This is a genomic window from Chitinophaga sp., from assembly GCF_035564935.1.
Classification (GTDB): domain Bacteria; phylum Bacteroidota; class Bacteroidia; order Chitinophagales; family Chitinophagaceae; genus Chitinophaga.
In genome coordinates, this window is sequence record NZ_DATMTE010000350.1 from 1 (window position 1) to 1,741 (window position 1,741).

Consider the following 1,741-nt stretch of genomic DNA (forward strand, 5'->3'; position numbering starts at 1 on the left):
GTTTATCCTCACCCGGAATCATATTTACGATAGTTTCAAAAAACAGCTGGTGCGGCTGAAAGCCCATGATCTGCTTCTCAAAAACCAGCCGGAGGCGCAAAATGACACTGATCACCTGCTGTTGCAGCGGGAATATGATGCTATACTGGACAAAGCAGTGTCCGGCCTTCCCCCGGAACGGAAAAAAGTGTACCTGGCCCGCAAACAGGGCTGGAGCAATGAGGAAATTTCCCAACAGCTGAATATTTCGGTACATACCGTTAAGAAGCAAATGAGCCTTGCTATGCACGCTGTACGGGCTTTTGTAAGGGCCCGGCTGCAAAATGATATTGTTCCCTTCTTACTGTTTTTATTGCTTCTCCGGAAATAATCATCTCCCCGAAAAAAAAATTTTGTCCCGGATTCTCCTTTTTTGCCGGTTGCTCGTCTTTACCCCAAATCACCTTCCAAAACGCTGATAATGTCCATGACGGAAGTACAGTTATTACTTGATAAATATAAGAGTGGCCGGATCAGCCAGGAAGAACTGCTGCGCTTAAAAGAAATGGTTGCCGGCAACGATTATGAGCCGGAGATCAAAGCAGATATCCTGTCGGCCCTGTACAACGGCGAAACACCGCGAAGCGGCTGGACTACGGAAGATGGTGAAGCCGTTTTACAGCAGATCCTGCAAACGCCCTCCACGGAAACCAGCGGCAAAACACGCCGGATAGTATGGTATGCAGCGGCAGCCACCTTACTGGGAGCTACCCTGCTTACCGGCGCTCTTTATATGAACCGTCAGCAACAGCCGGTAATAGTAGCCGCTCACAAATCCAATCCACTGGCGCCGGGCACCAACACTGCCGTACTGGTACTGGCGGATGGCAGCACTATTCCGCTGGACAGCGCCAACACCGGCGCCCTGGCCAGGCAAGGCAACAGCAGCATCACCAATTCTGCCCGGGGCCTGGCCTATAAAGCAGATGGCACTGCCAGGGACATTGTATATAACACCGTAGTAACGCCCCGTGGCGGTCAGTACCAGCTTACGCTGGCGGATGGCACACAGGTTTGGCTGAATGCGGCCAGCAGCATCCGCTTCCCTACTGCGTTTACCGGGAAGGAAAGGTTAGTGGAGATTTCCGGGGAAGGTTATTTCCAGGTGGCGGCCAATGCCCAACAGCCTTTTAAAGTAAAAGTAAAAAGCAATCCCGGCATGGAAGTAAATGTGCTGGGCACCAGTTTCAATATTATGGCTTATACCGATGAACAGGCCATTACCACCACCCTTGAAACCGGCGCTGTTCAGCTGGTGCATGGCAGCAACAAAAGCGTGCTGCAACCCGGATTTGGTGGCAGCCTGAGTGCCGGCAACGACGCCTTCACCATTGAAAAAGCAGACCTGGAGCAGGCATTGGCCTGGAAAGATGGCAAATTCAGGTTCCGTAATACCAGTATACAAACTATCATGCGCCAGATGGCCAGGTGGTATAATATAGAGGTGGCCTATGAGGGCGACCTGTCGGATATACGATTAACAGGGCTCATTTCCCGGAGGGAAAATGCAGCTTCTTTATTAAAGATTCTATCGGCAACAAAACTGGTTCACTTTGATATTAACGACAACCGGGTAGTGGTAACACCATACAACCCGCAGCAGTAAGCTATTTTGCCCACTTATGAATTGATCATTTTAAATTTTATCAGGTTATGAAGACGTAACTAATTCCACTGCCGGTTGCAAAAAAACCGGAAGCAC

At 50.0% G+C, this 1,741-nt stretch carries 2 protein-coding genes; both read left to right on the plus strand.

What is annotated here, in order from left to right; translation table 11 throughout:
* Positions 1 to 370 (plus strand): RNA polymerase sigma factor (locus tag VN105_RS09185; RefSeq protein ID WP_325640083.1); only part of this gene is annotated, 370 nt, incomplete at its 5' end.
* Between the two features lie 90 nt (positions 371 to 460).
* Positions 461 to 1,645 carry a FecR family protein gene (locus VN105_RS09190; RefSeq protein ID WP_325640085.1) on the plus strand — a complete coding sequence of 395 codons (1,185 nt, stop codon included), beginning with the start codon at positions 461 to 463 and terminating at the stop codon, positions 1,643 to 1,645.
* Positions 1,646 to 1,741: the final 96 nt, after the last annotated feature.

Coding starts and splice junctions, on each gene's coding strand:
- VN105_RS09190 (WP_325640085.1), top strand. CDS start 461: ATGTCCATGACGGAAGTACAGTTATTACTTGATAAATATAAGAGTGGC.